This window comes from Mesorhizobium sp. M7A.F.Ca.CA.003.01.2.1 (genome assembly GCF_003998945.1).
Lineage (GTDB): Bacteria > Pseudomonadota > Alphaproteobacteria > Rhizobiales > Rhizobiaceae > Mesorhizobium > Mesorhizobium ciceri.
This window is the reverse complement of sequence record NZ_RZRA01000355.1, coordinates 1-5,143: the sequence shown is the minus strand read 5'-3', so window position 1 is coordinate 5,143 and position 5,143 is coordinate 1. Positions and strand designations below refer to the sequence as shown.

General features: G+C 64.1%; 5 protein-coding genes. 2 read left to right on the top strand and 3 right to left on the bottom strand.

Annotated features, from left to right (window positions below):
• Positions 1-64: 64 nt before the first annotated feature.
• Both EN969_RS15900 and EN969_RS15895 read right to left on the bottom strand, forming a co-directional pair.
• Complete coding sequence (locus EN969_RS15900; RefSeq protein WP_063168772.1) at positions 65-1,267, bottom strand: MFS transporter; 1,203 nt, start codon at positions 1,265-1,267, stop codon at positions 65-67.
• A gap of 126 nt (positions 1,268-1,393) precedes the next feature.
• Positions 1,394-1,852, bottom strand: coding sequence for an Lrp/AsnC family transcriptional regulator (locus EN969_RS15895; protein ID WP_063168771.1), 459 nt, complete (start codon positions 1,850-1,852; stop codon positions 1,394-1,396).
• 170 nt (positions 1,853-2,022) lie between these two features.
• Between EN969_RS15895 and EN969_RS15890 the strand changes: the two genes are divergently transcribed.
• Positions 2,023-2,757, top strand: a complete 735-nt coding sequence (locus tag EN969_RS15890; protein ID WP_013530159.1) for an AzlC family ABC transporter permease — start codon at positions 2,023-2,025, stop codon at positions 2,755-2,757.
• Positions 2,754-3,053: an AzlD family protein gene (locus EN969_RS15885; protein ID WP_013530160.1), complete on the top strand. Its 300-nt coding sequence runs from the start codon at positions 2,754-2,756 to the stop codon at positions 3,051-3,053. The genes EN969_RS15890 and EN969_RS15885 overlap by 4 nt, the downstream gene beginning before the upstream one ends.
• Before the next feature lie 6 nt (positions 3,054-3,059).
• Here the strand turns inward: EN969_RS15885 and EN969_RS15880 are convergent, their stop codons facing one another.
• Positions 3,060-5,135: a polynucleotide kinase-phosphatase gene (locus tag EN969_RS15880; protein WP_281060011.1), complete on the bottom strand. Its 2,076-nt coding sequence runs from the start codon at positions 5,133-5,135 to the stop codon at positions 3,060-3,062.
• Positions 5,136-5,143: the final 8 nt, after the last annotated feature.

Genomic DNA, 5,143 nt, shown 5'->3' with positions numbered 1-5,143 from the left:
TTCCACACCTTGCTGGCCAGGCTGATTGCGCGCCTGGCCAGCAAGGTGTGGAAATCGACGCGGACTAAGCCGGCTGCAACTCCCTGCGCGGTAGCGGCGGAAACGCGATGGCGATGCCGACCGCGCCGAGCCCGATAAGAGCCGAGCCGATGAACAGCCAGGAATAGTTGGCGTAGGCGTCGAACACCATGCCGCCGGCAAGCGGGCCCAGCGCCATGCCGAGGCTGGACAGCATGGTGGCGGCGCCGAACACGGTGCCGAGGATGCGCTGGCCGAAATATTCGCGCGCCAGCACCGCATAGAGCGGCATGACGCCGCCATAGGTGGCACCGAAGATAACGGCCAGCATGTAGAACTGCTCAAGCCGGCTGATCGAGAGATAGGCGGCAATGACGATCGCCTGGATCGCCAGGCCCGCGATCAGCACCGGCTTGACGCCCAGCCGGTCGGCCAGCACGCCGTAGAAGAGCCGGCCGCCGAGGCCTGCCAGGCCTTCGACACTGTAGATCGAGACCGCTGCCATGGGGGCGACGCCACACAGCATGGCATAGCTGACCATATGGAAGATCGGGCCGGAATGCGCCGCACAGCAGGCAAAGAAGGTCAGCCCCAGCACGATGAACTGCGGTGAGCGCAGCGCCTTGCCGACCGTCAGGCCGGCGCCTTCGGCAACCGGCGCGGAGCCGGTATCGGCCATGACGGGCTTCGGTGGTTGGCGCACCAGCAGCACCGCCGGCAACAGCAATAGCCAGGCGGTAATGCCGATATCGAACATGGCGGTGCGCCAGTCATAGGCGGAGATCAGCCAGCGGGCGAAGGGCGAAATCGTCATCGGCGCCACGCCCATGCCGGCCGAGACCAGCGAGACGGCGAGGCTACGGTTGGTGTCGAACCAGCCTGTGGTCAGCGCGATCATCGGCGCGAAAAAGGCGCTTGCCGCGAGGCCGACCAGCACGCCATAGGTAATCTGGAAGCTCAGCAGCGAACCGGCCCGGCTGGCCAGCACCAGCGCCAGCCCGAGCAGAACCGCGCCGGTCATCACGACGATGCGGGCGCCAAAACGGTCCGATATCGCGCCCCAGGCGAAGCCGCCAAGGCCCATCACCAGGAAGTTGAGCGTCATGGCGCTCGAAATGCCGGCGCGCGACCAGTTGGTGTCGATCGCCATCGGCTCGAGAAAGATCGCCAGCGAAAACATCGTCCCGATGGCGACACAGGACATCAGCGCGCCAGCCGCGACGATGACCCAACGATAGGAAAAGCTCATTCAAATCTCCCATGCCAGAGGGCAGCGCTCAGCGCTGCTTGCATCCGAAGGACGCCGGCAGCGAGGCTGATCCTACAATCCGGTTGCATTTTTTATCCAGTCTGGCCCGACGCCGTTTTCAGCAGATCAGACCGGCAGTTCCGACGTGTATTTGATCGTTTGGCTGGGGACGTCGGTCTTGACGTTCTGCACGCCCTTGATGCGGCTCAGATGCTCCGACTGGAAGCGGCGATAGTCGTCGATGCCGGCCGCCACCACGCGCACCATGGCGTCGCAATCGCCGAGCATCAGATAGCACTCCATCACCTGCGGCAGCTTGGCGACTTCGGTGGCGAAATGCTCGATCGTGTCCTCGTCCTGCGTCTTCAGCCAGATGCGGGTGAAGAAGGTCAGACCCTTGCCGATGCTGGCCGGGTTGAGCACGGCGACGTAGCGGTCGATGACACCGGCTTCCTCCAGCAGCTTCACGCGACGCAGGCAAGGCGATGGCGACAGCCCGACCTCATTGGCCAGATCGTTGTTGGCCATGCGGCCGTCGCGCTGCAGCGCCCGCAGAATCCGCTTGTCGATCTCATCCAGCTTCATGGCTACAGATTCCATCTATTCGAAAATTTGTAACATAAAATGCCAGAACTCGGCGAAATACAACAATCTCCGCAACCAAATTGCGGACCGATTTCGGTATGTTTGCTGCCGACATCAGTTGATTTCAAACGCAGAGAAGCGGCGGCCGCGAGGTCAGCCGATGAAGACACATGAGCATTTCACAGGCAGTCGAGACGGTGGCAGATGGTTCGAAATCCGAATTCCGCCGTGGCGTGGCGTCCTGCGCGCCGGTGCTGTTCGGCACCATCCCCTATGCGCTGGTGCTTGGCGCCCAGGCGACGCAGAAAGGCTTGAGCACGGTCGAACTGTCTGCCATGACAGGGCTGAACTTCGCCGGCGGTTCGGAGTTCGCGGCGATCCAGTTGTGGACGTCGCCGCCGCACATCGTGCTCATCGTCGCCATCACCTTCCTGGTCAACAGCCGTCACCTGCTGATGGGGGCGGCACTGGCGCCGTTCCTGCGCGACCTGCCACGGCGCAAGGTGTTTCCGGCGCTTTTCCTTATGTGCGATGAAAGCTGGGCGCTGGGCTTGGCCGATGCCAAACTGCGTGCTGCAGCCGGCATCACGCCGGCCTTCAGCCCGCGCTACTATATGGGCGCGGCGCTGGCGATGTATCTCACCTGGGTGGCCTTCACCACGCTGGGTGCCTTGCTCGGTCCGATGCTTGGCCATGTCGAGACCTATGGTTTTGACATGGCGTTCCCGGCTGTCTTCCTGGTGCTGATGCGCGGCATGTGGACGGGTATGGCGGCGGCGCGGCCCTGGCTGGTCAGCCTGGTCGTTGCAGCACTGGTCTATCTCTTCGTTCCCGGTGCCTGGTATGTCGCCGCCGGCGCCATGTCGGGTCTGGTCGCGGCCTGGCTGATGGCAGGTGATGCATGATTGATGCCGTGACCCTTCTCACCATCGTGCTGATGGCCGGCGTCACTTATCTGACGCGGATCGGCGGCTATGTCGTCCTACGCAACCGCACGCTGGGCGCCCGTGCCACGGCTGTGATGGAAGCTGCGCCCGGCTGCGTGCTGATCTCTGTCATCGCACCGGCCTTCGTATCGAAGTCCCCGGCGGATCTTCTGGCGCTGGCTGTTACTCTGGCAGCCGCCACGCGGTTTTCCATGCTGCCGACCGTGCTGATCGGGGTCGCTTCGGCGGGGTTGCTCAGGCATTTCATTGGGTAGTCTAGACTACAGCCTTGGATCTATTGGCTCGCTCTCCAGCGCCAGGACGCCGAAAACACACTCGTGGACACGCCGTAGGGGCTGCCTGGCGACAAACCGCTTCAGCGCCTCGTGACCGAGCGCGAACTCCCGGAGCGCCAGACTACGCTTGCCACCTAAGCCTCGTTCCCGCAGGCGCACGAGATTGTCCGGTGCGTCGTATTCAGGGCCATATATGATGCGCAGATACTCCCGGCCGCGCACCTTCAGCGCCGGCTGGATAACCCCCTTCTTGTTCCGGCTGACGAAGTCGCGCGGCTTCACCACCATGCCTTCGCCGCCCGAGCCGGTCAGCGTCTCCCACCAGGCAACAGCCTCGGCACAAGCGCCGGCGTCGGCCAGATCTACCACCCGCCATTGTGTTCGCGTTACCACGCCGGCAGCCAGGCGCTCTGCAAGTGTCATGTGCCAAACGTGGTCATGATCGAACCAGACACGTCCCTCGCTGGCGAGCAGGTGGAATGGTGCGACCTTCAGGTCCTCGATGCCCGAGACAGGCCACACGTAAGGCGCCCAAGCGGTAGCGTATCTGGCCGCGCGCGCGGCCCGGTCCTCAAGGCGAGCGTCCAGCGAGGCCGCATCGATGCCACGCGCCATCGCACGGGCCAGCGCCTCGCGACTGGCTTGGAGGCCTGCGGCCGCAGACGTCGCTACTGGTGCATACTGGCTTTCAATCAGGCTGCTGGCCTTGGCCGACCAGGGCATGATCTCGGCGTCCAGCAGCAGCCAATCGCTGTTCAATTCCTTCCATAGGTCCACAGCCTCGACTCTGGCGCGGAGGCGGGCGAGCAGGCCCTCCGTCATGCCAGTGCCGTTGAAAAAGGAGCGTCCGGTCCGGGTCCAGATCGCGCCGGTCTCGTCGCCAGGGACCCCGAACCGGTCGCGCGCCGCCTGTGCGTCTCGGCACAGCGCGATGACTGCCCGCGAACCCATGTGCTTCTCCTCGCAAACGATTTGGGTGACGCCACGCTCGCGGAAATGGGCGAAGGCCTCCTCGGGGCGCTCCAGCCAGCCGCTTTGGCTGCTGGTCTCCGATGGCGACATCGTCGGTGGCAGATACATCAACCACTGCGGCGACAATGCGAAACGGCTCATCACCTCAAGTGCTGCCGACGCGTTCTCCTCGGCCACAACGACCCGGCCCCTCAGTTCGGTCTCGATCCAACGTCGACCAGAGACATCCTCATAGTCGAGCACCCCGTCGGCGTCGGCCTGTGCCGATCTGCCCAGACCGGAGGATCCACCTAGTGGGCGCACCGGTTCGGACCAAGTCTGGATTGCCGGCACCTCGACCAGTTCGCGTTCCGGCCAGCGCAAGGCCGTCAGTTTGCCGCCGAACACGCAACCGGTGTCGATACACAGCGTGTTGTTGACCCATTCGGCCGACAGCACCGGCGTGTGCCCGTAGACCACGGCGGTCTTGCCGCGATAGGCGGCAGTCCAATCGGCACGGACGGGCAGGCCGAATTCGTCGATTTCGCCAGTGGTTTCGCCATAGAGGGCGAACTCGCGCACAGCGCCGGAGCCACGTCCGATCATCTCTTCCTTGAGGCCGGCATGGGCGACGGCGAGGCGTCCGTCATCCAGCCAGACGTGGCTGCGCAGGCTGTCGAGGAAGGCCGGCAAAGCCTCTCGCAGGCCGCGATCCTGAGCGTCCAGCTGATCGATGGTTTGTTGCAGGCCGTGGGCAATCGTCACCTTGCGGCCCTCCAGCCAGCGGCTGAGCTTGCGTTCGTGATTGCCCTGGACACAGTAGGCGGCTCCGGCCGCGACCATGCTCATGGCGATGCGCAAGGTGTCGGGCACGTTGGGACCGCGATCGACGAGGTCGCCGACAAAGACGATCTTGCGGCCTTCCGGCGGTGTCACAGCGACGATTCGTTCGCCATGATCCTCGGACCAGGCGACGCTGTAACCGAGTTGAGCGAGCAAGGCCTGAAGTTCATCGGCGCAGCCGTGGATGTCGCCTATGATATCGAACGGACCGTGGTGGTCGCGCTTGTCGGTCCACAATGGCTGGCGCGTGACCCTGGCGGTGTCGATACCTGTCT

What these genes read in the sequence shown, in the direction of transcription:
- EN969_RS15900 (WP_063168772.1), bottom strand. Translation starts at nt 1,267, where the DNA reads ATGAGCTTTTCCTATCGTTGGGTCATCGTCGCGGCTGGCGCGCTGATG.
- EN969_RS15895 (WP_063168771.1), bottom strand. Translation starts at nt 1,852, where the DNA reads ATGAAGCTGGATGAGATCGACAAGCGGATTCTGCGGGCGCTGCAGCGC.
- EN969_RS15885 (WP_013530160.1), top strand. Translation starts at nt 2,754, where the DNA reads ATGATTGATGCCGTGACCCTTCTCACCATCGTGCTGATGGCCGGCGTC.
- EN969_RS15890 (WP_013530159.1), top strand. Translation starts at nt 2,023, where the DNA reads ATGAGCATTTCACAGGCAGTCGAGACGGTGGCAGATGGTTCGAAATCC.